Annotated in this window: 23 protein-coding genes; 2 read left to right on the plus strand and 21 right to left on the minus strand. The window is 37.1% G+C overall.

Translation table 11 applies throughout. The features are described 5' to 3' along the window. Positions 1 to 192 precede the first annotated feature (192 nt). From QZX60_RS08730 to argC, 19 genes are all read right to left on the minus strand, one after another. Complete coding sequence (locus tag QZX60_RS08730; RefSeq protein ID WP_295363827.1) at positions 193 to 711, minus strand: hypothetical protein; 519 nt, start codon at positions 709 to 711, stop codon at positions 193 to 195. Positions 712 to 726: 15 nt separating this feature from the next. Beyond that, the gene (gene zapA, locus QZX60_RS08735) at positions 727 to 1,242 is read right to left on the minus strand and encodes a cell division protein ZapA (RefSeq protein WP_295363829.1); all 516 of its coding nucleotides are present in this window, start codon (positions 1,240 to 1,242) and stop codon (positions 727 to 729) included. A 201-nt stretch (positions 1,243 to 1,443) separates the two neighbouring features. Beyond that, complete coding sequence (locus QZX60_RS08740; RefSeq protein ID WP_295363832.1) at positions 1,444 to 3,186, minus strand: RICIN domain-containing protein; 1,743 nt, start codon at positions 3,184 to 3,186, stop codon at positions 1,444 to 1,446. A gap of 22 nt (positions 3,187 to 3,208) precedes the next feature. Continuing rightward, complete coding sequence (locus tag QZX60_RS08745; protein ID WP_295363834.1) at positions 3,209 to 5,023, minus strand: G5 domain-containing protein; 1,815 nt, start codon at positions 5,021 to 5,023, stop codon at positions 3,209 to 3,211. Between the two features lie 320 nt (positions 5,024 to 5,343). Continuing rightward, positions 5,344 to 6,126 (minus strand): Mrp/NBP35 family ATP-binding protein, encoded by a 783-nt coding sequence (locus tag QZX60_RS08750; protein WP_295363837.1) that lies wholly within the window; start codon positions 6,124 to 6,126, stop codon positions 5,344 to 5,346. 15 nt (positions 6,127 to 6,141) lie between these two features. Next, positions 6,142 to 6,423, minus strand: coding sequence for a GIY-YIG nuclease family protein (locus tag QZX60_RS08755; RefSeq protein ID WP_295363840.1), 282 nt, complete (start codon positions 6,421 to 6,423; stop codon positions 6,142 to 6,144). A 75-nt stretch (positions 6,424 to 6,498) separates the two neighbouring features. Next, positions 6,499 to 7,131: a V-type ATP synthase subunit D gene (locus QZX60_RS08760; RefSeq protein WP_295363903.1), complete on the minus strand. Its 633-nt coding sequence runs from the start codon at positions 7,129 to 7,131 to the stop codon at positions 6,499 to 6,501. Further along, positions 7,132 to 8,532: a V-type ATP synthase subunit B gene (locus QZX60_RS08765; protein WP_295363843.1), complete on the minus strand. Its 1,401-nt coding sequence runs from the start codon at positions 8,530 to 8,532 to the stop codon at positions 7,132 to 7,134. Then, positions 8,525 to 10,330, minus strand: coding sequence for a V-type ATP synthase subunit A (locus tag QZX60_RS08770; protein ID WP_295363846.1), 1,806 nt, complete (start codon positions 10,328 to 10,330; stop codon positions 8,525 to 8,527). The genes QZX60_RS08765 and QZX60_RS08770 overlap by 8 nt, the downstream gene beginning before the upstream one ends. A gap of 18 nt (positions 10,331 to 10,348) precedes the next feature. Further along, positions 10,349 to 10,666 carry a V-type ATP synthase subunit F gene (locus QZX60_RS08775; protein ID WP_295363849.1) on the minus strand — a complete coding sequence of 106 codons (318 nt, stop codon included), beginning with the start codon at positions 10,664 to 10,666 and terminating at the stop codon, positions 10,349 to 10,351. A 6-nt stretch (positions 10,667 to 10,672) separates the two neighbouring features. Next, positions 10,673 to 11,641: a V-type ATPase subunit gene (locus QZX60_RS08780; protein WP_295363852.1), complete on the minus strand. Its 969-nt coding sequence runs from the start codon at positions 11,639 to 11,641 to the stop codon at positions 10,673 to 10,675. Between the two features lie 2 nt (positions 11,642 to 11,643). Then, on the minus strand, positions 11,644 to 12,255 hold the full coding sequence (locus QZX60_RS08785) for a V-type ATP synthase subunit E (protein WP_295363855.1): 612 nt from the start codon (positions 12,253 to 12,255) through the stop codon (positions 11,644 to 11,646). A 16-nt stretch (positions 12,256 to 12,271) separates the two neighbouring features. After that, the gene (locus QZX60_RS08790; protein ID WP_295363858.1) at positions 12,272 to 12,742 is read right to left on the minus strand and encodes a V-type ATP synthase subunit K; all 471 of its coding nucleotides are present in this window, start codon (positions 12,740 to 12,742) and stop codon (positions 12,272 to 12,274) included. Positions 12,743 to 12,754: 12 nt separating this feature from the next. Next, positions 12,755 to 14,614 (minus strand): V-type ATP synthase subunit I, encoded by a 1,860-nt coding sequence (locus QZX60_RS08795; RefSeq protein WP_295363861.1) that lies wholly within the window; start codon positions 14,612 to 14,614, stop codon positions 12,755 to 12,757. Between the two features lie 17 nt (positions 14,615 to 14,631). Beyond that, positions 14,632 to 14,940, minus strand: a complete 309-nt coding sequence (locus tag QZX60_RS08800) for a hypothetical protein (protein ID WP_295363864.1) — start codon at positions 14,938 to 14,940, stop codon at positions 14,632 to 14,634. An 88-nt stretch (positions 14,941 to 15,028) separates the two neighbouring features. Then, a complete protein-coding gene (locus QZX60_RS08805) occupies positions 15,029 to 16,213 on the minus strand; it encodes an acetylornithine transaminase (protein WP_295363867.1) in 1,185 nt (394 codons plus the stop codon). Positions 16,214 to 16,233: 20 nt separating this feature from the next. Continuing rightward, on the minus strand, positions 16,234 to 17,106 hold the full coding sequence (argB, locus tag QZX60_RS08810; RefSeq protein WP_295363870.1) for an acetylglutamate kinase: 873 nt from the start codon (positions 17,104 to 17,106) through the stop codon (positions 16,234 to 16,236). Positions 17,107 to 17,136: 30 nt separating this feature from the next. Then, a complete protein-coding gene (gene argJ / locus QZX60_RS08815; RefSeq protein WP_295363873.1) occupies positions 17,137 to 18,375 on the minus strand; it encodes a bifunctional ornithine acetyltransferase/N-acetylglutamate synthase in 1,239 nt (412 codons plus the stop codon). A gap of 19 nt (positions 18,376 to 18,394) precedes the next feature. Beyond that, on the minus strand, positions 18,395 to 19,444 hold the full coding sequence (argC, locus tag QZX60_RS08820; RefSeq protein ID WP_295363875.1) for an N-acetyl-gamma-glutamyl-phosphate reductase: 1,050 nt from the start codon (positions 19,442 to 19,444) through the stop codon (positions 18,395 to 18,397). Positions 19,445 to 19,663: 219 nt separating this feature from the next. On the opposite strand from argC, the gene QZX60_RS08825 reads away from it, so the two are divergent. Together QZX60_RS08825 and argH are read left to right on the plus strand one after the other, a co-directional pair. Beyond that, complete coding sequence (locus QZX60_RS08825; RefSeq protein ID WP_295363877.1) at positions 19,664 to 20,896, plus strand: argininosuccinate synthase; 1,233 nt, start codon at positions 19,664 to 19,666, stop codon at positions 20,894 to 20,896. Position 20,897: 1 nt separating this feature from the next. Continuing rightward, a complete protein-coding gene (gene argH / locus QZX60_RS08830; protein ID WP_295363880.1) occupies positions 20,898 to 22,280 on the plus strand; it encodes an argininosuccinate lyase in 1,383 nt (460 codons plus the stop codon). A 76-nt stretch (positions 22,281 to 22,356) separates the two neighbouring features. Here argH and QZX60_RS08835 read toward each other — a convergent pair whose 3' ends face one another. Then, entirely contained in the window at positions 22,357 to 23,733 is a 1,377-nt protein-coding gene (locus QZX60_RS08835) for a sodium-dependent transporter (RefSeq protein WP_295363883.1), read from the minus strand. 24 nt (positions 23,734 to 23,757) lie between these two features. Continuing rightward, entirely contained in the window at positions 23,758 to 24,207 is a 450-nt protein-coding gene (locus tag QZX60_RS08840) for a hypothetical protein (protein ID WP_295363886.1), read from the minus strand. Positions 24,208 to 24,214: the final 7 nt, after the last annotated feature.

Below are 24,214 nucleotides of genomic sequence, written 5' to 3' on the forward strand. Positions count from 1 at the left end.
TCCATGTGTTCCGCCTAGTTCGTCAATATGTGTCCAGGATTCTGGGTACATATCAAAAGCCCACATTGATTTGTGGGCTTTTTAAATTTCGTTGAATAAACACGACTTTTGGACAACTTGGCCTCATTTGGCAGCACAATTGCGTATAACCTACGTTATACGCAATTGTGTCGATCGCTTACTAAAGCTTCCCTAATCGTTATCTTCGTCTCCATTTTGACCAATAATTTTCATGCAAGCTTCATATGCTTCTTCATAGGTATCCCATTTAATTTTGTCACCTTCGCGAACTTCTAGATCGCCAATTCTTGCATACGAATGTACGCCATCATTAAATGATTTAATTGAAATGTCCTTTTTTGTAAAATTCGGAAAAGCTGGGTATTTACGATATAAGAAATTATCTTCAGTTTGAGGTTCTGTCGTCCATTTTCCATCACTATCAATATAGAGCTGTTGATTGGTCGCAAGAGCCTTCATCTGTTCATCTAAACTATTGTCATTCGTATGCTGTGAAGCTTGCTGTACATCAATTTTTTTATCACTTTTCTTATTGTGCTTTTGAATATCCAAATCCGATTTCTGCTGCCTAGCATCCGAAATTTCATTGTAATAAGCAATAAGCTGTTGAATAGAACGAATTTTAATCAGCCATCTTTGTGTTGGTTTGCCCTTGTCGACTAAAACAAATAACCAATTGATTTTTTTCATGTTTTTCTCCTTATCTTATGATTCTAAATCATCTTGTGTTTTATTTAATTCAATTTGACTTTCAAATAATTTGTTTTGCAAATCTAAAATAGATTTACGATTAGCATCATTTTCTTCCTTTATCTGTTTAATATGATCACGGTATTGATTCAATAAATCATTTTTTTGGTCAAGCTGATCTTTTAACGAATTTTGAGCTCTTATTAATTCATCAATTTTTTGATTTAATTGTTCAATTTGTTTATTTTTTTCTTCTGTTTGTTGATCTGAAGAATCCTTATCATTGGTCAATTCTTGAATTTTGTTGGCCAGTTCCTGATTGTGATTCTCACTTTGGCAATACATATCGGCTAAATTCATACATCCCATAACCATTAAATAGATGCGGTTAATATTAGGATTACTTTTTCGAATTTTTTCAAGCTCATGATTAGCCAAGTCTGTTGCTTTTTGTATTTCTAATTCATTATTATCATTTTTTACTTGAAGAATTGTCCCTGCAATATTAACTTCTATAGGCTTTTTTTCCATTTATCAAATGCTCCTTTGCATTCTTATTTTATCACATTTTATTTAATGAGCCTATAAAAACTCGTCATCCTCCTAGGACAAAAGTCATTTAATAAATAATTAATCATTCATTAATTTTCTAAAATAAAAAGATAAAAAACAGCCCTCAAGCAGGAAAAAATTTCCTTCTTGAGAGCTGTGAATCTATTGAGATAAGTAATATTAATAATTTGGCGTTGCGTATCCAAAAATAGAACTTGATTTGTAGTTAATCGTTCTGCGCTTTACTTGATCACTATAGTTGCCTTCGATTGTTGTAATATTTCCATTACTGTAGGATTCGACTAAGCCTACATGATCTACAACGCGGTCACCATTCCAATCGTAATAGACAATGTCTCCCATCTTCGGCACATAGCCTTTCCATTGCCATCTGCCTTTACTTTGATACCAACTTACACCTGATGGGCAATATGCGTGATAATAGAAAACATCGCTTGAAAGACCCGCTTGATTGCCACACCAGGATACGAACATGGCACACCACGCTGCATGCTGATAAATACTCGAATGGACGTAATTTCCATACCACACACCGTATTTTGTATAATTATTGCTGCCTTCTTTTGTCCCAATTTGAGATCTAGCAATATCAATGACCTGCTGTCTCTTGCTTACAACAGGTTTAGTTGTAAATCCAGAAGCATCTGCTTTTTCAATTGTAAATTGCTGGGCAGCTGAATTATTATTACTATACAGTTGAATATTAGAATTGTCAGCAGTATTGTTACCTGCCAAATCTATTACGCGCGTTTGGCTGCATTCTGGTTGAATGTAGTAAACACCTGATCCAGAGGATGTTTCTCTAATATAAAATTTTTGAGCCTTTGAACTATTCGAACTATAAATTTGAATATTTGCTCCATTTTGATCAGATCCACCACTTACATCCAATACCTTTGAGGTATTTGATAAAGATGAAATTGTATAGGATCCATCGGAGTTTTTCTTAAACTGCCATCCCTGTTCTTTGTAATTATTGACAGATTGTAGAACAACATTATCAGAATCTCCTACAGCAACAGATTTTCCACTTACTTTATGCTTAATTCTAGCTGTAAAAGAATCGCCCAAATCAACGTTTGTTACTTTTGCTGTCTCTGTTGTTGAAGCTGAAGCTGAATCCGACGAAGATGTTGTATTACCACTTGAAGTTGATGCGTCATTTTTTTTACTTGAATCAGAAGATGTATTTGTCGTTGTTTTTGTCGTATCTACTGTTTGATCTGCTTTAGCTGTACTTGTTTTATCTGTTGTAGAATCTGTTGTAGAAGTAGTAGAATTTGAATCTTTCTTTTCTGCTATATCAGTTTTCGTTGTTGTTTCTGAGCTGGGTGATGAAGTTGTTGATGTACTAGACGCCTGTTTTAATGCAGTAATTTGTTCCGTTGACAAAATGCTGATTTTAAATTTCTGTTGACTTGTTTTCTGACTTGCTTTGATGAGTACATTGTTGTTATCAATAGTCAATACCTTTGCAAGCGAACTAGAAGGTCTTAACGAAAACATATTATTATCTTCTAAAAATATGTTCCACATTTGTCCATAGGATTGTTTAGATACGGCTGAAGAGACCTTTGCTCCCTCAATATCAGAACCAACTGTTAGCACGTAAGCATTTGATTTTGAAACAATTGAATAGACGTTTTTCGTATCATCGTAAATAAATGTCCACGCCTGATTGGTCGTATTTGCATTATCCTCAAAGCTCAATGTGCCATTTTCATTCGTCAATACCTTTTTTTGATCACTAGACCAAATTTGAGCAACAAACGTATTACCGTTATTAAGTTCTACGCTTGTAGCGGCAAAAGAAGGCCACTGAAAAAATAAGGAAATCAATGCAGCAAGTAGACCAATCATCCACCACTTCTTATAACTTTTATCTCTTTGATTCTCTATCACGGTTTCTCACCTTCCTTTACCTTTATTCGTAATAATTCCCACCGATTTTTACAGAATTTGCTTTTTTCGTTGCTTGGAATGAATAATAAGAATGGTTTCTCACACCGCCATATACGCAGTCTTTGACAGCAGCTTGAACGGCAGCCGAAGATTTACCATTTAGATATTTTTTATAAGCACCTGAACTGTATGCAGAAAATTGCCCTTTTGCTTTTACAACGGCAACCGCTGTAGTGCCTCCCCATTTTCCAGAATCAGCGCGATTCATAATACACGAAATAACCGCTAGTGCGCCTTCATAACCTGAATTATCTTCCTGTGACACAACAGCACATAAAAAGTCAAAATCAGATGCACTTACATTTTCCGTTGTATGATTGTAAGTGATATTTTTGGTCTGACTTACATACTGACTTAAATTGCTTTGTGTACTGTTACTCGAAGATGATGCACTTGAAGATGTACTTGTGGTACTCGTCGTAGGAGCAGCCGTAGACTGAGTACTATCAGTTGTTTGGGTCGTTGCAGTCTCTTCTTTAGTTCCAATGGCAACAACCTGCGTAACAGGCTGTTTAGTAATTGTCGAAGAAATTTCTTTCTGTGAAACTAATTTACCATCTTCATAAGTCATTTCAGTCGTAACTGTTTTTTCTCCGTTAACCCCTTGCGTTGTTGTTTGAGTTGTTCCCTTTGCTAGATTGGAGACATACACGTTGTAGGTCTGATATGGTATGACAACAGTAGAAGTTGAAGTTTTTGTTGTAGTGCTGGAATTGCTGCTTTCTGAAGTATTTGAACTGTCAGACGATGTGTTTGAGTTGGTACTTCCAGAATCTGTTGTTGTCGAAGTTGTCTGAGTTGAACTTGTGCTAGTTGTACTATCTGATGTACTTGAGGAAGCGGAATCTGTTACGGTTGCAGTCGATTTTGACGTCTGACTCGTGTCTTTCGATGTTGTTTCGTTTGATGATTTATTTTCTTCTGTTGTGTCAGATGATTTTGAAGTGTCATCACTGTTGCTTGAAGAATCAGATTTTCCAGACGTGTCTGATGCAGTCGACGAATTATTTGATGAGGTTGATGAGTTATTAGAAGTATCTGTAGATGAAGCTGATGAAGTACTATTCTTTGAAGACGTATTTGTCGCAATGTCTGATGGATTCATGGATACCTTCATTGTGACTGGTTTTGCTGTTACAGATGAGCTTTTGACTTTTTCTGAGACCAAAACACCATTATGATAAACTGCTTCGGACACTACAGTCTTCTGGCCGTTCTGTCCAGATTGCTCTACTTTTGAGTTCCCTTGAGATACGTTGCTGTCTGCTACGACCTCTGTTTGATAAGGAACCTCTTCAGTAGAAGCAACCTGTGCTTTGGTAACACGAACAACATTGATACTTTTCACTTTCGACGTCAGTAAAGTAGAAGTCCCTGGAGTAACAATATCGTCTTTATTGATTTTTATATTTTTTTCTTTCAACAAACCGGCTATCGTTTTTTGAGTCGAACTATATTTAACTTTTTTATCGCCGATTGTAATGACACCATTGGCTTTTTTCACAATTTTAATATTGTGAATTTTTGATGCCTGACTAGCAAGGCTGACGGAATAATCGTAAAGGTCCTTGTCTATTGAATAGCCATTACTTTTTAATAATTCCTGAACCGTTTGTCCTTGTTTTGAATAAACTGTTTTTGTCGTTGTTTTTGAGGATCCATCATTTGGATCGTAAGAAACTTTCACGCTATTGTTGCTTTTTCCTGCGAAAAAAATACCCGCACAGACGCACGCAATCGCAATGAAAATAAATGCTTTCTTTTTTCCTAGATGCATTGGATCTCCTTTCTACTGTTGTTGATCTGCTTGAAATAACTTTGTTTTAGATTACCAAAGCCTTATTACGAAGGTCAACGACCTGAAAGAAGCGATTTTGAGTTAAAAAGTTCGCCACAAAAATTTAAATATTTTTTTATTTTATTAATGTGAAAAGCAACAATAAAATTTAATATTAATAAATAACATTGCGTAAAGAAATTTAATACTCGTATGTAAAAATCATTCTCTTTTGAAAAAATGAAAATCTTAAAAAATAAAAGGCCTATTTGAATCATATCAAATAAGCCTTTTTTGAAAATAAATGCGAAAAATTACTGTTATAAACGATCAATCACATCAAGTACTTTATTTAATTGATCAGTATTTTCAATATTTTCTATTTTCCCCTGATCCATTAATTTTGCGATTTCCGGATTCATAGGAAGTTGTCCTAAAAGATCAATATTTTTTTCTTCAGAAATTTCCTTAATGTGACTTTCGCCAAATACCGATATTCTTTCTCCGCAATGAGGACATAGTAAATAACTATAGTTCTCAATTACACCCAGAACATCAACATTCATCATTTTTGCCATATTGACTGCTTTTTCTACGACCATTGACACTAAATCCTGAGGTGAAGTCACAATAATGATGCCGTCAATAGGTAAGGATTGAAAAATAGTCAATGGCACGTCTCCGGTTCCAGGTGGCATATCAATCAATAAATAATCCTTATCACCCCAAACAACATCTGTCCAGAATTGCTTGACCGCTCCCGCAATAACAGGCCCTCTCCAAATGACTGGATCAGTTTCATTTTCTAAAAGCAGATTCATCGAAATAACATCGATACCCTGTTGAGTTGCCACAGGGTAAAAATACTCTTCCGAGCCTCTTGCCTTCTCCGTTATACCAAATGCTTTCGGGATCGAAGGACCTGTAATATCGGCATCCATGATGCCAACTTTTTTTCCGCTTCTATTTAATGCAACGGCAATTTCAGACGTAACTGTAGATTTCCCTACACCGCCTTTACCACTTACAATACCGATAACTTTTTTCACAGAACTCAATGGATTAAGATCCACTTTAAAATTTGGCTTTGGAATATCTACCATGTCTTTTCTCCTTAATTAATGATTATCATGTTCATTATAATAATCTATTTTATTTTTTTCAATTAATTCTTTCTTTTGATTATGGGTCATACGATTTTTTATTATAGCTTCCCAGCTCATTGCGTCGTGTTTAGTTTCAAAAATCTTATAATATGATAGCCGAACAGGTCTTCGGCTTCTCGTATATTTACTCCCCTTCCCTTTATTGTGAGTTTCAATTCTCTTTTTTAAATTATTGGTGTAACCTGTATAAAATGTGCCGTCGGAACAAGTCACTATGTATGTGTAAAATTGCATAATCGTTATTTTTATAATGATCTTTCAAAAACAAAAATAATAAGCAGCCTTTTGCTGACCGCTTATTATTTGATCTTATCCATCTTTCAACATCATATCTTTTACTTTCATCAGCCGAGTCGTCGTCCCTCGTTCATTTTCTTCCAGACGCATCATGATATATTTAATATTCTTTTTAGTTTCTGGAATCATAACGTGCTCTAAAGCATTCACGCGTCTTCGAGTTTTTTCAATTTCATCAGCTAATAAATTGCAGGTCTTTTCAACTTCTGCCAATTCGATCAGCAGAGGCATCAACTCCGCAATGTCTAGAACCGACTGATCGAGTTCTCCAGATGTAAAGGAAAAACCATATGGCAATTGAGGTGCCTTTCCAGATTCTTCATACTTTAATTTTGGCACATCAACACTCATAATGTTTGCCTTATCAACTGTAATATCAGTTGATTTTGCCGGACACAAGAGAGCTTCAGTTACTAAGTCTTCGCCCATTCTGCTTTCTGCAACCGAAAATCGTTGTAACGCTTCTGTTAATCTGGTTTCAATTTCTTCTCTTAATGTCCTATTTTTTTTAATGTAGATCATAAATCTACGGACCATTTCATCTCTTTTGTCCTTTAATAATTTATGGCCACGTTCAGCTGTTTGCAGCCTACTTTTTAAACGTGTTAATTCCATTCGAGTAGGCTTAATTTGCGCGCACATAATCTATTCTCCGTCAATAGAAGACTGTTTGTTGTCATCAGGATAATATTTGTCAATATAATCGAGCTTAATTCTCTTTAATTCTGTCTTCGGTAGAATAGACAGAAGCTTCCATCCGATATCCAACGTTTCTTGAATATCTCGATTTGTATCATATCCTTGAGAAACATATATTTCTTCAAATTGATCAGCAAATTTAGCGTAAAGCTTATCCATGTCGGACAATGCTGCATCTCCTAAAATAACAGCTAATTCCTTTGCCTCTTTGCCTCTTGCATAAGCTGAAAAAAGCTGATTCATTGTGTCAGCATGATCTTCACGTGTCTTACCCTTGCCGATCCCTTTATCTTTTAATCGACTCAGCGAGGGCAAAACGTTGATTGGCGGTTCGATACCGCGCATATTCAATTCTCGAGATAAAATGATTTGCCCTTCAGTGATATATCCGGTTAAATCAGGAATTGGATGTGTAATATCATCTTCCGGCATTGATAAAATAGGGATTTGCGTAATCGAGCCTTTTTTCCCTAAAATACGCCCTGCACGTTCGTATATTGAAGCCAAGTCTGTATACAAATATCCTGGATATCCTCGCCTTCCAGGGACTTCTTTTCGAGCAGCTGACACTTCTCGTAATGCTTCAGCGTAATTCGTCATATCCGTCATAATGACGAGCACATGCATATCTAATTCAAACGCTAAATATTCCGCACAGGTTATGGCCATTCTAGGTGTGGCGATTCGTTCAACAGCAGGATCATTGGCATAGTTCATAAACAGAACTGCTCGTTCGATCGCGCCTGTTTTCCTGAAATCTTGAATAAAATAATCTGCTTCTTCAAAAGTCGTTCCAATTGCAGCAAATACAACCGCAAAATCTTCCGAATCATCTAATACTTTCGCCTGTCTGGCGATTTGGGCAGCCAGCTGAGCATGAGGCAGACCAGATCCTGAAAAAACCGGAAGCTTTTGGCCACGCACCAGGGTGTTTAATCCATCAATTGCGGAAATACCCGTTTGAATAAATTCGGCCGGGTAATCCCTGGCTACTGGGTTAATTGGCGCGCCATTGATATCGAGTTTTTCATCAGGAATAATTTGTGGCCCATCATCGATTGGCCGACCCATTCCATCAAAAATTCGGCCCAGCATGTCTCTGCTTACGCCTAATTCTATTCCGTGTCCTTCAAAAATAACTTTTGAATCCGATATTTTAAGTCCTTGTGAACTTTCAAACAGCTGAACTAATGCCGCATCCCCATCGATCTCCAATACACGTCCAACTCGTTCTTCTCCGTTAGCTTGTTTTATTTGAACTAATTCATCGTACTTTACATTTTCAACATGATCAACAAGCATTAAAGGACCAACAACTTCTCTAATCGTTTTGTATTCTTTATTCATCCGCTTTTTGTCCTTCTGATAATGCTTCAAAGGCATCATTCATATCTGTTCGAATGCGTTCGTATTTTTCATCTTTTTCATTTTCAGGAACGTACTTCATTCTGGCAATTTTTTCCCGAATTGGCATTTGAATGACTGCGTCAAATGAACCGTCAGCATTTAGATACTTTTCGCCTTCAGTATACCAACTTAATATCATTTTTAAAATTGCAATCTGTTTTTGCGGTGATGAATAAGTATCGACATCATCAAAAGCCGATTGATGCAAAAAATCCTCCCGAATCGAACGCGCACATTCCAATGTAAGCCGATCTTGATAACTTAGCGCATCGACACCTACTAAATGAACAATTTCTTGAAGTTCTGATTCTTTCTGCAAGATATTCATTGTTGCTTGGACAGATTTCGACCAATCTTGATCTATATTTTGATTAAACCACTCATTTAATCTATTACTATACAAAGAATAGCTTGTTAACCAATCAATTGCAGGAAAATGACGCTGATAAGCTAAATCGGCACTTAATCCCCAAAATACTTTGACAATTCTCAATGTTGCTTGTGAAACTGGCTCAGAAATGTCGCCACCAGGAGGCGAAACCGCCCCAATTGCAGAAATAGCACCCGTTCTTTGATCAGAGCCTAAACAATTAACTACACCCGCTCGTTCATAAAATTCAGCTAATCGCGATGACAAATAAGCAGGATAACCTTCTTCACCAGGCATTTCTTCTAGTCGGCCTGACATTTCACGAAGCGCTTCAGCCCAACGAGAAGTCGAATCTGCCATAATTGCAACTTTATATCCCATATCACGAAAATATTCCGCAATAGTAATGCCTGTATATATTGAAGCTTCACGAGCAGCAACCGGCATATCAGATGTATTGGCTATTAAGACAGTTCTCTTCATTAAGCTCATTCCCGTGCGTGGGTCATTTAATTCCGGAAATTCGCGAAGCACATCAGTCATTTCATTGCCCCGTTCGCCGCATCCAATATAAATAATGATATCTGCATCAGACCATTTTGCCAATTGATGCTGAATTACCGTTTTTCCGGAGCCAAATGGACCTGGGATCGCAGCAACACCGCCTTTCGCAATAGGAAACAACGAATCAATGACTCTCTGACCTGTAATCATCGGTTCATTAGGCGTTAATTTATTTCGATATGGCCGTCCAATTCGGACAGGCCAAATCTGAAGCATGGGCACATCTTTTTCATCCCCATCACCCGTTTCTATTTTTGCAATTGGCTCAGTAATTGTTGCCTCGCCATCGTAGATCCACGATATCGTTCCGGAATAATTGGGCGGCATCATGATTTTATGGACAACAGCGGGTGTTTCTTCAACTTCGCCAATAATATCTCCAGGCTGTAATTGATCGCCGATTTTCGCTACAGGTTTAAAAGACCATTTTCTTTTTCGGTCTAATTTAGGCACATCAATGCCTCGTGTGATATTATTGCCAGCTTCTTTATAGATGGACGTCAGCGGACGTTGAATACCATCATAGATCCCTTCGATTAATCCAGGAGCCAGTTCAACTGACAGCGGTTGTCCTGTTTTATATACTGGTTCTCCCGGGCCAATGCCTGCCGTTTCTTCGTAAGCCTGAATAGAGGCTTTATCGCCACGTAGTTCAATTACTTCGCCAATGATATGTTTATTGCTGATTTTTACAACATCATACATTTGAACATCAGCCATATGCTCAGCAATAATTAATGGGCCCGCAACTTTTACAACTGTACCTGTTTGTTCTAAAGTGCTGCCACTTTGTTTAGGATTCAACTTATCATCATTTCCTTTCTAAAAGATGTCTGCGCCAACTGCTTTTTCAATATTTTCTTCTATTCCCCTCTTACCAATTCCTAAAGCACCATTTTTATTCGGAATCGGGATAATCGCAGGAAAAGATTTATCCTTATATTCATCGATTATTGTTTCTATTCCCGCTGCAATATTTTCTGTAATATAAATAATAGAAAATTTATTGCGTTCGAGCTCCTTGATTTGTTTGCCGATATCTTCACATTCTTCAACGGGAAATACAGAAAAACCCAGCACCTTAAAAATCATAATGGAATTTTGATCGCCGATAACAGCAATTTTCGCTTTTTGACTCATCAAAAATCACCTCAACATATCTTTTTCTGTCGTATTATTGGCAGGACTGTTTTTCTGAGCAGCCATCACTCTCAGTGACGAACCTTCTCTTCTTTTTTCAAGCAAATAATTAATGATTGGCCCAATTCCAAAGGAATCATTTTTTTCTTCGTGAATAATTGAAAAGGCAAAATCATCTAATTGACTTTCCACTTCAGAGATAATATGGCGTTTCGAATAATCGTCCAATATTTTTCGATATACTGTTCTGTTAGGTCCCGTCGATAAATAAGCACACAACTGATCTTCTGTTTGACCGATAGCCTTGTGCATCTCTGTCTGATCTAATGATCCAGAATCGAAAAGCAGAAGATTAATTTTTTCAGAATTCCATTGCAAGGCATTTCCCCTGAGAATTGCCAAAATGTTAACTTTGTCAAAAATAATATTAAAATATTGCTTGAGCAAAGCATTTTGATGCATCTTTAGAGCATCCCTAATTGTTGTCAATACTGCGAAGTCTATCTTTTGACTGATTTCAAACGGATCTTCTAGATCTAAGGCAGCTTTTATAGCTTTACCTATAGCTGAAGGCAGCTCATTATATTTTTCATCTGAAATAGCTTCAATCAATTGATCGATATGAATCACACCCGAAGTGTGCAAAAATGATTTTGTGTCTTTCCTGATTAAAATGCCTTTAATAAGCATTTTAATATTGTAGGCATCTTCAGAATAATAAAACAAATTTGTCAAAACTGGGTCAGGCGAAAGAGATTTAATGTCCGAATTGACCTCATTCAATTCAGAAGCAACCATCTCATTTACAGTATGGCCGCTGTCTTCTGCAGAGCCATAATTATTTTCTTTTAACACCTGTATCATCGCTGACTCATCTTTTGCATCTGATAAACGCTGCCAGACATTCTCATCTAACAACTTATTTTCTAGCCCCTTAATTCTACCAACTGCAAAAGGGTAACTAATTCCAGCCATGACTACGCCTCATCTCGATCTTCGAATAATATGGCAGCAACTTCTCTTTCATATTTGTCCCGAACTTGTTGAAGTAAAACTTCGAAATCACCATTGATATCATAATGATCTCCTTCTAACAAGATACCCGCTTCAAATTCTGCTGGATCTGAGTCAAGTGTCAATTTCCCAGGTAGACCGTTTACCTTAAGTCCTTTATTCAGCGTAGATAAAAAGCCAGACTGATATTTTTCATAATCTTTTTCAGGAACTTTTATCGTTTCATTTCCAGTTCTTGACGATGAAGCAACGATCTCAGCAATCAACACAGACCAGTCCTTTTCAGGTAAATGATTCATCGCTTCTTTAGCTTGAGCAAACGCTCGATCTATTAATTCTCTTTTCTTTAAAAGTCTATTTTTTCGCGCTTCTAAATGAAAAATCAATTCACTTCTTTCTTCAAGGTCTTGCATCTTTCGATCGAAATCATTTTCCATCTGACTTATTTGCTCATCAGATTTCCTTTGAATTGTCTTTTTCAGTTCTTGAGCCTTTTCTTTTGAATCATTTTTTATATTGGCTGCATCTTCATTTGCCTTGTCAAGAATCCTACTGATAATTGTACTCTGCGCCATGATAACCCTTCTTGATTTACTTAATGCTGAATAAAATCAAAATTGAAGCCAGCAAGGCCAAAATAGCATAAGTTTCAACTAATGCCGTCATTGTGATTCCTTTTGCTGAAGAATCTGGGTCTTTCCCAGTCATATGAATCGCCGCGGCAGCTGTTTTTCCTTGTGCAATGCCAGATAAAAGGCCAACAACTGCAATTGGTAAAGCAGCTGCAAAATAAGCCCATCCCTGCATAACAGAAATACTGTGCGGTGCGCCCGAAATCATACCAGTTTGTACTAAAATCAGCACCGCTAACAAGAATCCATAAATACCTTGAGTTCCCGGCAAAGCCTGAAGAACAAGAACTTTCCCAAATAAATCAGGTTGATCTGATGTCACCCCTGCAGCTGCTTGACCTGCAATTTGAACGCCAACAGCGGATCCGATTCCTGATAAAAGTGCACAAATGGCTGCTCCAAAAGCAGCAATGATAATTCCCTGCGTCATAATATTACCTCTCTATTTTTTATTTTCTTCTGTATTGACATTAACGTACTTAGACTTAATAGACAATGGTTCAAAAGGAATGCCACCGCCTTCATAAAATTTATTGAAAAATTCAATATACTGCAATCGACTGTCGTGGACATATGCAGATAACAAGCTCATAGCCAAATTAAAAGTATGACCAATGAAATAAATAAATAATGCGACAATTATTCCCACAATATTTACAGCAACCATGCGCGCTAAAAGATTCATAACCATCCCGATAACGCCTGTAGCTAAACTCAATGCTAATATTCGAGAATAAGATAAAATATCGCTTAAATAAGAACTGATATTATATAATCCCAATAAACCTCCCGTGATTTTTTTGACGACATTTTTGTTTTCTCTTCCTGCTGTACATAAAATAATCGCAGCACCTGCAATTGCCATTATTGCACCAACTTGACGAGTCGCCTGCAAAAACAAGAGCCCCAATCCTGTAATTAAAATCATCCAGCTCACTTGATCAAATATGGCATCCCAAGGATGGCCAGCTTTAAATTGCTCAACGATTTTAATAGACATACCAGAGAAAATATGTAAAACGCCAACGACCAGTGTGAAAATCAACATTTTCATTGGATTTGTTAATGGTGCAAACAAAATCGGATGCCAGGTTTCTCCAAAATAAGAACCAAACAGTACACCGAAGACAATTGTTGTAATAGATGAATACAATAGTGTGTTGACAAGCTTTAAACCATTGCCTTTTGGTTTTTTCAATTTACGAAAAATGTAAAATACAAAAAACATGCATATGCCATAGCCAACATCCCCCATCATCATCCCAAAGATAATCCAGTACCATGGCCCAGCAACTAGAGCCGGATCTAATTCTGTGGGACTTGGCTTTGAATACATGTCTGTTATAGTTTCAAATTGAGCCCAAAATCGAGGATTCCGTGTCACGGTTGGTGGTTTATCCTTTTTTGTCGGTTTATCAAATTGAAGATCATAATCGTGAACCGTTTTATCAATGACTTTTTTGACCTTTTCAATCCGATCTTCACACACCCAACCTAGCAGCAAAACCGTTTCGTTTGTTTTTAAAGTTTTAACATTATCTATATTTTGCTTCGTTTCGTATTGTTCATTTAATAATTTAATATCTTTTTCGTCTTCTGATATTTTTTTTATCGATTGTTCGATATTAATTTTTTCTTTTCTATCCTGCCGAATTTTTTCCCTAAGCTCTGCAATTTTCTCTGATGCCGAACAGGAAGTTTTTGTTAAAATAACCTCTCTCATTCCTAGTTCTTTTAATTTGGATAACAGCTCCGGCATTTCTTTCTTTGTCTGAACAACTAATGCAGAAGCTTCTTTCTTTTCTACATCAAAAATTTGAATCTGAGCTTTTTCTTCTTCCACAATCTTGACCGCATTGTCTACTACAGAATCAGGAAGAAACACAGTAGACATTTCAACGTATTTGCTTCCTTTTATTTGATCAAGAGGAATATCCATCTTCTCCCACGGCAGCAATTCTTCAATCGCTTTTAAACTATTTTCGATATCAAGCTCTAAAGCTTTATAATGTTCATTAAATTTTTGCAGCTGTTGACAGATCTCCTTACCCTTTACATTCTCCATTAAAAAAGTATCATAACTAATTTCCGGTTGATCTTCAAAAAGCTTATGATAATATTTTTTGTGATATTGATTTGAAAGTTTTAACATTTCAGCAGCTTGTTGGGCTTCACTTGAAATTTTATTTTCCGATGGCTGTGTGTCTTCGGAATCTTCCAAATTAATAGGCATATACTCCCCTGTTTTCTGTAATGCCTTGAGCACTGCCTCTTCATCTTCTCGGAAAACAATCAATTTCATTTTCCGCATTGGAATAATCATATTGATTTTACCTTTTCTAAAATATATTGGACAGCTTCCGATACATTCATTTCATGATCTTTTATGAATTTTTCGTCATTTTCCGCTGCTGCTTTTAGCTTTGTCCGTAAATAAACTTCTTGTTTTTCTTCGGCTTCTTTTAATTTTTTGTTTAACGTATTTTGATAATCCGCCATCCTCTCTTTTTTATCGTTTTCTGCTTCAGTCCGCGCCTTTTTTACAATTGCCTTTCCCTCTTCCCTTGCTTCTTTTCTAATTCGATCAGCCTTTTTTTCAGCCTCTCGAATATCATCAATGATTGACATAATCTATCACCCCAATAAAAAAAGTTCATGATTATATTATCATGAACTTAAAAGAAAAACAATTATTAATATATGAAGTGTTAAACATTTACAGGCTTTCAGCAAATATCTGTACAACTTTGTCGATTTCTTCTTTGCCAATAATCAATGGTGGAACAAATCTAACGGTTGAATGTCCTGCCCCACAAACAAGTAACCCAGATTGGATACATTGATTAATTACACTCGAAACGTCCTCATCAATTTCAACGCCAATCATTAAGCCTTTGCCCCGAATATCTTTGATATGCGGATTCACATCCTTTAATTCTGAAAGCTTTTGAGCGAAATATTGAGATTTTTCAGAGACATCCTTTAAAAATTCAGGATCTCCAACAGTATCCAATACATAATTTGCCGCGGAAGTGGCCAATGGATTAGCCCCAAAAGTAGACGCGTGGGTTCCCGGTGTGAAGACTTGAGCGACTCGATCACAAGCCAAAATGCCTCCCATTGGAATTCCACCTGCGATGCCCTTAGCGAATGCAACGACATCTGGTTTAATGCCGTAATGTTGATAAGCAAAGAATTTCCCTGTTCTTCCAATGCCACACTGCACTTCATCAAAAATCAAAACAATATTTTGGTCATCGCACAGTTTTCTAACTTTTTTCAGATATTCTTGATCTGCTGGATAAATGCCGCCTTCACCTTGAATCGGTTCCAACAAAATGGCCGCACAATTGTATTTATCAACCGCCTTTTCTAATGCTTCAAAATCATTAAACGGTACATGCGTAATATCTGGCACTAGTGGGTCAAGATTTTTTTGATATTTGGCCTGCCCTGTTGCCGTGATCGCCGCATAAGTTCTGCCATGAAAAGAATCCTGCATCGCAATGATCTCTGTAGCATCCTTTGATTTATATAATTTTGAGTAAATGCGGGCCAATTTCATCGCCGCTTCATTCGCTTCCGCTCCGCTGTTACAAAAAAAGGCTTTATCTAATCCAGATAACTTGACTAATTTTTCAGCCGCAGTAATCATTGGCACATTCCAATACAAATTAGATACATGAAGCATTTTATGAATTTGCTTTTCGATTACCTGATTCAATCCAGCGTGATTGTACCCTAAACAATTAACGGCAATTCCGCCAACGCAGTCAATATATTGTTTTCCCTCGATATCTGTCAAGATACATCCATCTCCATGGTCGAAAACAATAGGGAACCGACTATAGGTCGGCATGATGACTTGATTGCCCCGATTAATATATTCTTGTGTATTCATTCCACTCTCCAAGTTATTTTTTAAGCTTCCTTTATCATTGTTCCGCATCCAGCAGCAGTAAATAATTCCAATAATAGAGAATGTTCAATCGTGCCGTCTAAAATATGCGCTGAACGAACACCTGAACGAATTGCATCTACTGCATTTTCGACTTTTGGAATCATTCCACCAGATATTATTCCCTGTTCGATTAATTCTTCAACACCGCTAATATTTAATCTTCTAATAATAGAGTTTGGATCTTTCGGATCCATATATACACCATCGGTATCTGTTAAATAAATCAATTTTTCTGCATTAACAGCCTTTGCAACCGCGCAGGCAACATGATCCGCATTGATATTATAAGTTTCCCGCTTATCATCACAGCCTATTGGTGCAATAACTGGAATATAATCATTTTTTATTAAATCTTGAAGAAATTTCACATTGACTTTATCAACTTCGCCAACGAATCCCAGATCTTTATCTTTATACTCTTTTTTATGTACTCTTAATAACGCACTGTCCTTACCAGATATGCCAACAGCGCTGATCCCGCGATTCTCGAGCAGCTGCACAATTTCTTTATTGATTTTCCCGCATAGCACCATTTCTGCTATACCAACAGTTTCTTTATCGGTCACGCGCAAACCATCAATAAAAGATGATTGAATATCAAGTCTTTTTAACATGTTTGAGATATCTTTTCCCCCACCATGTACAAGAATGGGCCTGATTCCAACCAATTTCATCAGTGCGATATCATCCATCATGGAATGCTTAATGCCCTGATCATCCATAAAAGATCCACCGTACTTAATAACAACAACCTTTTTTCTAAATTGTTTGATATACGGCAGCGCTTCTACTAATGTATTTGCTTTTTCTATATATATATCCATATCAGTCATTTGTATTTTCTCCTTTTTCTTTTTTATGGATCAGGTTCGATATTCCGCATTAATTTTTACATAATCGTACGAAAGATCGCATCCCCATGCTGTCGCTTTATAAATACCTTCTCCCATATCAATATTAATGATAATTTCTTTTTGTTTTAATATGTCACTTGCTTGCTTTTCATCAAACGAAGTAGGTTTACCGTGATCGAGTAGGAGAATACTCCCTACAGAATTAGAAAAGGTTAATGACACCGTGTTTGGAGAAAATTTTACGCCAGTTGCGCCAATGGAGGAAAGCACTCTTCCCCAATTCGCATCCTCTCCGAAAATCGCAGTTTTTACAAGATTAGAATTAACAACCGCCTTGGCTAGGATTCGCGCATCACCTCTGGAATCTGCATTATTAACATGTACTTCAATATATTTAGTCGCGCCTTCTCCATCTTTCACAATAGACTTTACGATAGATGCGTTTACGAAATATAAGGCGTCAAAGAATTTTGTATAAGCGTCAATATTTGCTTCTGTGATCTTTTCATTGCCTGCCATTCCATTTGCCAGTACTAACACCGTATCATTCGTACTCATGTCTCCATCGACAGACATCATATTGTAAGTGTCCATTGCAATAACGCTTAACATTTTCTGCAGACAAGCCTGATCAATATCGGCATCTGTTGTTACAAAAGATAACATCGTTGCCATATTGGGGCAAATCATCCCTGATCCCTTTGCCATTGCACCGATATGAACGGTTTTACCGCCAATTTCTATTTCTACAGCAACAGTTTTAGGGACAAGATCCGTCGTTAAAATTGCTCGAGATGCGTCACTTTGGCCATCAATAGAAAGATTTTGAACCAAAGTAGGCACCGTGTCTGTGATCTCTTTAATCGGCAAAGGTACACCAATAACCCCAGTAGAGGAAATAAAAACTTGGTTAGGATCACAATTAAAATGTTGACTGACGCACTCAGCTTCAGTTTTTACATCTAACAAACCTTGTTCACCTGTACAGGCATTGGCATTTCCGCTATTGACTAATACAGCTTTTATTTTTTGTTTATCCTTTTTAACGATTTGATTGTCCCAAAGAACTGGCGCTGCTTTTACTGCATTTTGTGTTGTAACAATGGCTGGAACCGCTTCTACATCAGATTCGATTAATGCAATATCTAACTGATTATTGGGTTTGAGCCCCGTTGCTGCCCCGCTGGCTTTAAACCCCTTTGGTGCTGTAACACCGCCGGAAATAATGCGATATTTCTTTTCTTTCATCATATTCTCCAATTATTCATTACACAGGATAATCTGTAATTAAATCAATTCCTGTCTTTTCTGGAAAGCCAAACATAATATTCATATTTTGAATAGCTTGACCTGCAGCGCCTTTAAATAAATTATCAATGGCGCCAATCACGATCGCACGATTTGTTCTTGGATCTACTTTCACAGCGATATCGCAGAAATTAGATCCTTTTACCCATTTTGTATCTGGGATGCGGTCGTCAAGGATTCGAACAAAATATTCGCCTTTATAAAAATCACGATATAAAGCGGTCAATTCCTTTTCAGAATACTTCTTTCCAGCGTCATTCAGCGTCGCATAACAAACTGCTGAAATCCCACGATTCATAGGCACTAAATTGGGGGTAAACAAAAGCTTAATTTCTTCATCACCCAAAAGACTTAATTCTTGTTCAATTTCCGGCGTATGGCGATGACATCCCACTTTATACGGTTTAGCAGATTCTGTACATTCACAGAACATATAAGGAAGCTGCCCATTACGTCCCGCTCCTGTTACACCAGATTTGGCGTCAATAATAATGGAGTTGCCTTCAATTAAATGATTTTTTGCCAAGGGTGCCAAACTCAAAATACTGCAGGTTGTATAACATCCAGGATTACCAATTAAACGTGCTTTTTTTATTTCTTCCCGATGTAATTCGCAAAGTCCATATACTGCTTCTCCGATAAGATCCTGTCCGTAATGATCTACTTTATACCATTCTTTGTAGACATCGAGATCTTTCAGTCTAAAATCTGCACCCAGGTCAATAATTTTACATTTATTTAAAATATCTTTGTTGATCTTCTGAGAAGCCACTCCGTGAGGCAGCGCCAAAAATATAACATCTGCTATTTTAGATAACTCTTCTACAGTTCTATTTTTACAAATATCTTCTGTTATATGTTCATATAATGGATAAACATCCTTCATGGGCTGTCCATCATAAGATCTAGATCCAATTGAAACAACTTCTACGTCAGGATGCCGCAATAACAAACGAAGTAATTCCTGACCAGCGTATCCAGTTGCACCAACAATAGCTGCTTTTATCAAATTATTCACTCCTTAATGCAAATGCATTTTTATTAATTATTATCACAAATAACAAGAAGGATTATAACCCTATTTATGTAAATAATCAAGACCTCGAAAAGTATTTTTATAAATAATTTTTGTATATATTTACATTTTGCACTTGATTTATTTCAACAGTTAGCTTATAATCAAACACATCAGATTTTTAAAAGTAATATAAAAACAAGGAGTTTATAAATGGCAAATAAAAAAGTAATTCTTGCATATTCAGGCGGTTTAGATACAACGACGATTGTTCCTTGGCTAAAAGAAACCTACGACTATGATGTCATCTGTGTTTGTGTCGATGTAGGACAGGGTAAAGAAACAGAAGGTCTCGAAGAAAAAGCACTCAAAAGTGGTGCATCAAAATGCTACATCGTCGACGTGACAGACGAATTTGTTGAAAATTACTGCTGGCCAGCTTTAAAGGCCGATGCAGTGTACGAAAAAAAATATTTATTGGGAACTTCCCTCGCTCGTCCACTCATTGCAAAGGTATTAGTCGATTACGCTCACAAAGAAGGTGCTGAAGCAATATGCCACGGGGCAACTGGAAAAGGCAACGATCAGGTACGTTTTGAATTAGGTATTGGCGCTTTAGATCCCCAAATCAAAATCATAGCTCCCTGGCGTGAATGGGACCTTCAGAGTCGTGAAGATTTAATGGATTTCTGTATTGAACACGACATTAAAGTCAACACTCGCTACGATCAGAGCTATAGCCGTGATACTAACATCCTGCATATGAGTCATGAAGGACTTGAATTGGAAGACCCGTCGATCGAACCTAATTACAAACATATCTTACGGATCACAAATGCACTCTCTGAAACACCTAATGAACCAGAAGAAATCAAAATTGATTTTGAAAAAGGGGTGCCTGTAAGCATTAACGATCAGAAAATGACCCCTAAAGAAATCTTAACATTCTGTAATAAAATTGGTGGCAAGCACGGAATTGGTGTTGTCGACCTCATTGAAAACCGTGTGGTTGGTATGAAATCTAGAGGTATATACGAAACCCCTGGCGGAACCATTTTATATCGTGCTCACGAAGAATTGGAACACATGTGTCTTGACCGGGAAACATTTGCCTTTAAAGAAGAAGCAGCTGTTAAGTTTGCAGAAATTGTATATGGCGGAAAATGGTTTACCCCACTCCGCGAAGCATTGTCTAAATTTTTCGATGAAACGCAGAAGACGGTTACTGGGACTGTAAAATTAAAATTATTCAAAGGTAATATGATTTTAACTTATGTCTCTTCACCCTATTCGTTATACAATGCCGAAATCGCCAGCTTTACAACCGGGGATCTATATAATCACAAAGATGCTGAAGGCTTTATTCATTTATATGGTCTGCCGCTTCGCGTGCGTGCTTTAATGCGTATGAGTGCAGAAGAAAAGGCAAAAAATAAGGAAAACTAATATGGCAAAAAAATTATGGGGCGGCCGCTTTCAAAAAGAAACAGATGCATTAACTGATGATTTTAATTCATCCATTTCTTTTGATGCGCGGCTGTATCAACAGGATATCCGAGGCTCAATTGCCCATGCTAAAATGCTTGGAAAACAAAAGGTAATTCCTCAGGAAGATGCCGATTTAATTGTTAAATCATTAAAGCAAATCTTATCAGATATTCAAGAAAATAAAATTGAATTTTCTGAAGAGATGGAAGATATCCATATGAACATTGAATCGATTCTAATCGATCGAATCGGCGATGTTGGCAAAGAGCTTCATACTGGGCGCAGTCGCAATGATCAAGTAGCAACGGATATGCATCTATACGTTAAAGACATTTGTCTATTAATTATCGATGACATCAAAGACTTAATCACAACCTTACTCGATCTGGCTTCCAAACACACCGAAACAATTGTTCCTGGCTATACGCACTTGCAGCGGGCTCAACCGATTACTTTTGCACATCAACTAATGGCTTACGTCGAAATGCTTAAACGCGATATCAAGCGTTTTCGCCAGGTCTATGAAATGGCAGATTCTCTGCCGTTAGGCGCAGGTGCTCTTGCGACAACAACTTATCCACTCGACCGCTATTTTGTCGCAAAGGAATTGAATTTTTCAAGTGTTTATCTGAATAGCTTAGATGCTGTGTCAGATCGGGATTTCTGCATAGACTTCTTAGAGAGCGTTTCTATTACAATGATGCATCTCAGTCGCTTCTCTGAAGAAATCGTTTTGTGGTGTTCTTCAGAATTTCATTTTATTACTTTGGATGATGCATTTTCAACCGGTTCTTCTATCATGCCTCAGAAAAAAAATCCAGATATTGCTGAATTAGTCAGAGGTAAAACTGGAAGAACCTATGGCGATTTAATTTCATTGTTATCTACGATGAAAGGGCTTCCTCTCGCCTACAATAAAGATATGCAGGAAGACAAGGAGCCTGTATTCGATGCCTTTGATACGATCGACATTTGTCTTAAAACATTTAACAAAATGATTGCGACCATTGCGGTAAATAAAGATTCAATGTACGACGCTGCTGCTCATGGCTTTGCCAACGCGACCGATGCAGCCGATTGGCTTGTCAAACATGGCATTCCTTTCAGAGATGCCCATGGGATCGTTGGCCAGTTGGTATACTACTGCATCCAAAACGGGAAAAGTTTAGATGAGCTTTCTCTGAAGGAATATCAAAAAATTGATCCTATTTTTGATGATTCTATTTATGAAGCAATTGACCTGCATAATTGTGTCAGCCAGAGAAAGATTGTTGGCGGTCCAGCAAAATCAACTGTAGAACGGGCTATTGCAATCAATAAGGGATTATTGAAAAAACTTTAATAATATATTAAACGTTCATTCAAGCAGTAAAAAAGCTCTTGATGTTAGACATTTATCTAATATCAAGAGCTTTTGTTTACATTTTGATAATACCAAAAACATTTAATACTGAACTGATCAAAATAATAGCTAAGAAGGCAATACAGAAATATTTGATAAATAAATTGTATATTTTTTGTCTTTTAAATTCAGACGATATTTTAATCTCTTCTTCAATTCTATTAAGCGTGACAGAACGTAAAATGAGCACACAAGTGGCGATCGCAGCGATTGGCATCATTACGGAGTTTGAAATGAAGTCAAAGAAATCGAGGAAATCCATTCCCAATATTTTGATACTTCCTAAAACGCTGTAGCCAAGAGAAGATAGTGTACCTAAACCAACGATGATGACGCTGACAAGCACTGTCGACGCTTTCCGGCTCATCCCAGCTTCGTCTTCAAATGTCGAGACTGCTGATTCAGCCAATGCGATCGCGCTGGTCAATGCTGCAATAAAAACCAATAAAAAGAATGCAATACCTGCTGGCGTCCCTAATCCCATACTAGCGAAAACTTTGGGGATCGTAATAAACATAAGTGATGGGCCGACCTGTAATGCTTTGGGTGTCCCTCCAGAGAAAGCGAACACTGCAGGAATAATCATAAGTCCAGCGAGAACGGCAACAGCAGTATCAAAAAATTCCACCTGAGAAGTTGCCTTTTCAATATCCATATCTTTCTTCATATAAGAGCCAAAAGTATACAAGATACCCATTGCAATAGATAAAGAATAAAACATCTGTCCCATTGCAGCAACCACGGTCATCCAAGAAAAATTATCAAAATTTGGAATAAAGAAATATTTTATTCCAGCAACTGCACCTGGCCGCGTCATAGAATAAATGGCAACAAAAATTCCTAAAATAATTAGAACCGGCATTCCAATCTTAGAAATTCTTTCGATCCCATTTTGAACACCAATTAATATGATGAGCATCGTTACTGCTGTAAAGAGAATGAAATAGACTTCTGTCGGCACACTCTGACTGATAAAATTAGAAAAGTATGTGTCCGTGGCCATAATTTTTGATGCGCCCGTGATGTATCCTACCAAATACTTCAGAACCCATCCCCCAATGACTGAATAATACGAAACAATTATCATTGGAATAATAGCATTGATCCATCCGCCAAACTTATGTCCAAACGTGTTTCCAAAAAATTTAAAGGCCCCAACTGGACTTTTATGAGTCATCCTCCCCAATGTCGTTTCTGACATAATCATCGTATACCCAAACGTATAAACGAGTATGAGATAGATAACTAAAAAAGTCCCGCCTCCATATTTCGCAGCTAAATATGGAAAACGCCAGATATTTCCCAAACCAACAGCAGAACCTGCTGCTGCCATTACATAACCAATTCGGCTAGAAAAATTTGCTCTGCCTTTATTTTCCTTTCCTTGTTCCAATCTTTAGATCCATCCTTCCTATCTCTAATGTTCTGACTGCCAAGCAGTTCGAATCGCCTCTTCATATTTTGGATATTTGCGCATAAAAATCCGAATGTCCCTCATGGTATTGCTAACCAAACGATCCATATTGTAAAATGTTTGACCAAATGCAAAATTTTGCTTTGCAGAATCTAGATTTTTGAAAACCAACTTCGAGAAATCTTTTTGCGTTATTTCTTTGTCTTGAACATCGTTCACAGCGCGTTCATAAGCTTTAGCATCAAAAGTTGCAAGCATGTGCATGCGTTCATTGAAAACTAAATGAAAGATCATCACAACATTATTTGCCAAGTCAGCAGAATCGCCGTCGTTTTCAACAATTTCTTCAATTTTTTTCCAATGAAGTTGAATCATTTTTTCAAGCGATTCCACATCCGATTTTTGATACAAATTTTTCATAGCTTGAATTTGCTTTTTTGTCGCTTTAATCATAATCACC

Source organism: uncultured Pseudoramibacter sp. (assembly GCF_903789625.1).
Taxonomy (GTDB): Bacteria; Bacillota; Clostridia; order Eubacteriales; family Eubacteriaceae; genus Pseudoramibacter; species Pseudoramibacter fermentans.

Excerpts from the sequence above, each read along its gene's own strand:
- QZX60_RS08840 (WP_295363886.1), bottom strand. The coding sequence starts at position 24,207 with ATGATTAAAGCGACAAAAAAGCAAATTCAAGCTATGAAAAATTTGTAT.
- QZX60_RS08780 (WP_295363852.1), bottom strand. The coding sequence starts at position 11,641 with ATGGCTGGAATTAGTTACCCTTTTGCAGTTGGTAGAATTAAGGGGCTA.
- argJ (WP_295363873.1), bottom strand. The coding sequence starts at position 18,375 with ATGAAAGAAAAGAAATATCGCATTATTTCCGGCGGTGTTACAGCACCA.
- QZX60_RS08745 (WP_295363834.1), bottom strand. The coding sequence starts at position 5,023 with ATGCATCTAGGAAAAAAGAAAGCATTTATTTTCATTGCGATTGCGTGC.
- QZX60_RS08795 (WP_295363861.1), bottom strand. The coding sequence starts at position 14,614 with ATGAAATTGATTGTTTTCCGAGAAGATGAAGAGGCAGTGCTCAAGGCA.
- QZX60_RS08730 (WP_295363827.1), bottom strand. The coding sequence starts at position 711 with ATGAAAAAAATCAATTGGTTATTTGTTTTAGTCGACAAGGGCAAACCA.
- argB (WP_295363870.1), bottom strand. The coding sequence starts at position 17,106 with ATGACTGATATGGATATATATATAGAAAAAGCAAATACATTAGTAGAA.
- QZX60_RS08755 (WP_295363840.1), bottom strand. The coding sequence starts at position 6,423 with ATGCAATTTTACACATACATAGTGACTTGTTCCGACGGCACATTTTAT.
- QZX60_RS08825 (WP_295363877.1), top strand. The coding sequence starts at position 19,664 with ATGGCAAATAAAAAAGTAATTCTTGCATATTCAGGCGGTTTAGATACA.
- QZX60_RS08805 (WP_295363867.1), bottom strand. The coding sequence starts at position 16,213 with ATGAATACACAAGAATATATTAATCGGGGCAATCAAGTCATCATGCCG.
- argH (WP_295363880.1), top strand. The coding sequence starts at position 20,898 with ATGGCAAAAAAATTATGGGGCGGCCGCTTTCAAAAAGAAACAGATGCA.
- QZX60_RS08750 (WP_295363837.1), bottom strand. The coding sequence starts at position 6,126 with ATGGTAGATATTCCAAAGCCAAATTTTAAAGTGGATCTTAATCCATTG.
- QZX60_RS08765 (WP_295363843.1), bottom strand. The coding sequence starts at position 8,532 with ATGAATAAAGAATACAAAACGATTAGAGAAGTTGTTGGTCCTTTAATG.
- QZX60_RS08790 (WP_295363858.1), bottom strand. The coding sequence starts at position 12,742 with ATGACGCAGGGAATTATCATTGCTGCTTTTGGAGCAGCCATTTGTGCA.
- QZX60_RS08800 (WP_295363864.1), bottom strand. The coding sequence starts at position 14,940 with ATGTCAATCATTGATGATATTCGAGAGGCTGAAAAAAAGGCTGATCGA.
- QZX60_RS08785 (WP_295363855.1), bottom strand. The coding sequence starts at position 12,255 with ATGGCGCAGAGTACAATTATCAGTAGGATTCTTGACAAGGCAAATGAA.
- QZX60_RS08775 (WP_295363849.1), bottom strand. The coding sequence starts at position 10,666 with ATGAGTCAAAAAGCGAAAATTGCTGTTATCGGCGATCAAAATTCCATT.
- zapA (WP_295363829.1), bottom strand. The coding sequence starts at position 1,242 with ATGGAAAAAAAGCCTATAGAAGTTAATATTGCAGGGACAATTCTTCAA.